Origin of the sequence: Flavitalea sp. (genome assembly GCF_035489435.1) — a bacterium.
Taxonomy (GTDB): Bacteria; Bacteroidota; Bacteroidia; order Chitinophagales; family Chitinophagaceae; genus DATHKG01.
In genome coordinates, this window is the sequence record NZ_DATHKG010000105.1 from 1 (window position 1) to 2,483 (window position 2,483).

A 2,483-nucleotide genomic window follows, 5' to 3' on the forward strand; every position below is an offset into this window, starting at 1 on the left:
CGCAGGTGAGTAATGCTGAAGGCCGGCAGCCATTTCAAGTTAAGGACAGCGCTATCTGGCAGGCCCTACAGGCGCAATCTGATTTTGCGGCCCTAAAGTCCGAGGTCAAAGAGCAGTTGTACTGGATAAACTTTGTACGGATACATCCCAGAAAATTTTACGATGAATATGCCGCTGCTTATATTAAACAGAGATATGGTTCGGGGAATAAATACACGTCTTCGCTGCGCGAAGATCTCTACCAGGCGCCTTCCCAACAACCCTTCAAACTTCAACCCGTATTATTACAGTCGAGCGCCGCTCATGCTGCTGACCTTGTGCGTACGAAAAAATTTCAGCATGAATCATCCGATGGTACCAGTTTCCAGACAAGAATGACAAAACTGGGGTTCCAATGTAGTGGGGAGAATATACATATCGGCACCAGTACTCCCTTTGAAGCATTGATGTTACTATTGATTGATAATAAAGTAAAAGGTACCGGCCATCGCAACAACCTGCTGAGTACGAGATTTACTCATATCGGTCTTGCATGGACGCCATACCGGGATGGAATGATTTTACTGGTGGAGGATTTTTCCTGTAGTCGTCCTTAGGGCGGCGTGGATATCGGCTTAATCTTTCTGTTACTCTTTAAATGTCCAACAAATAAGAGAGCATCTTGCTTAATCGAACTCTAAGGCCTGAAGGGCCGACATTACTGTAGACAGAATCATTATCACGAACAGAGCCCTGAAAGGGCGACATTAGAGTAATGTCTCGTCCTAGGATAGGTTTACAAAAAAAAAATGTAAATCATGGACACAAAACAAGAGATTATCCGGGAGTATTTGGGAGGAGATATCAATTTAACGGCGTTGGAGAGGAAGCATGGCATTTCTCGTCGCACTATTACGCGTTGGATAATAGATCATCAAGGTTTTCTTCCGCCTGGCAAGTTTACTGTAGAAAGTAGTAGATTGATGGAAATGAAGAAGAAGTTTAGGAAGGATATACCTGAAGAGGTTGCTGAGCTCCAAAAGCAATTGGAACAGGAAAGGTTGCGTAATAAATTGCTCAATGCCATGATTGATATTGCAGAAAAGGAGCTCAAGATCCCCATCAGAAAAAAGTCTGGCACCAAGCAGTCAAGCAAGTAGAGCAAAGTACGCCTCGTTGTATCAACGAGCTTTGTTCACTGGTTGGTTTTAGCCGGCAGTCTTATTACCAGGGAATTAAATTCAGAAAAGAAAAAGTGTATGAGGAAGAGCTGATCATTCAGGAAGTCTTACGTTACCGTCAGTATCAAAAGCGTATCGGCACCAGAAAACTACTAGAAGAAATGCAGGACTTTTTAATAACTCATCGGTTTAAAATAGGCAGAGATGCGCTGTTTGATTTGTTGGCGATCCACGGGTTGCTGGTTACCAAACGCAAGCGAAGGGGGCCGGTAACCACTTTATCCAGGCACCGGTTTAAGAAATATCCGAACATCATTAAGGCAATGGTTCCGTTAGCTCCCAATCAACTATGGGTAAGCGATATCACCTATATTCCACTCTGCGATCACTATGCCTATTTATCTCTTGTAACAGATGCGTACAGCAGAAAAATAGTAGGGTTTTATTTAAATGAAAATTTATCATCAACAGGATCTTTAACAGCATTAAAAATGGCATTAGAAACAAACCCGGATCGAATGGGTTTAATACATCATAGCGATAGAGGCATTCAATATTGCTGCGATGCTTATATAAGGCTGTTGGAGGCGAATGAAATTAAAATCAGCATGACCGAAAAGGGAGATCCTTTGGAAAATGCCATTGCAGAAAGAGTAAACGGTATTCTTAAAGAGGAATTTTTAATGGAAAACTTTACAGCGTTCGCAGAAGCAAAAACAGCCATCGCGACAGCTTGTACCACCTATAATAATTTGCGACCACACGGCAGTATCGATAATCTTAAACCCGCTGAAGCGCATCAATTGAGCGGTGAACTGCCAAGACGATGGAAAAATTATTATAAATACAAAGAAAAGGAGGTGTACCGGGAATAGGTTTTTTTGAGGCATGGCAGAATACGTAAAAAAATCCGCTATCAAGTGTAAACCTAATAACGGACTATTACGTTATCTGACCGGATTAATCCTGGCAGGTTGCTCCTCAGCAGAGCCTGCTTCCGCTTCATCCGGCAGGTTGAATGTAAACGGTATTTAGGATTAAACAAATAATGTAACCTTGTAGCAAGATTATTTGATCAAAAGATGTAAACTTTTTCCAGGACGAGTCAACGTAATATGTTTATGCTACAAAGCCGATGCCCCTAACGGGGCCGGGCCTCAATACAAACTAATATGTAATCATCATCAAATTTTACCGGACACTACTTTTCAAAAGAGTTCCCTTTTTGACTTTTGATTTTTAAATTTTGTCTCTCTGCGGAAAAAAAATCACGCTAAACTATAACTCACCCCACCATCTTTATCATCCTTCAACAGTACCCCC

3 protein-coding genes are annotated in these 2,483 nt (G+C 41.8%); all 3 read left to right on the forward strand.

The window, feature by feature from the left end; translation table 11 throughout:
• Window positions 1-596, forward strand: a 596-nt coding sequence (locus VK664_RS17395) for a CAP domain-containing protein (RefSeq protein ID WP_461399966.1), incomplete at its 5' end; no start/stop codon positions are given.
• A gap of 201 nt (window positions 597-797) precedes the next feature.
• Entirely contained in the window at window positions 798-1,139 is a 342-nt protein-coding gene (locus tag VK664_RS17400) for a helix-turn-helix domain-containing protein (RefSeq protein WP_461399967.1), read from the forward strand.
• Between the two features lie 38 nt (window positions 1,140-1,177).
• Entirely contained in the window at window positions 1,178-2,035 is an 858-nt protein-coding gene (locus VK664_RS17405) for an IS3 family transposase (protein WP_461399968.1), read from the forward strand.
• The last annotated feature ends 448 nt before the right edge of the window (window positions 2,036-2,483 follow it).

Bases quoted from the DNA above. Each gene is read 5' to 3' on its own strand.
- VK664_RS17400 (WP_461399967.1), top strand. From the start codon at position 798: ATGGACACAAAACAAGAGATTATCCGGGAGTATTTGGGAGGAGATATC.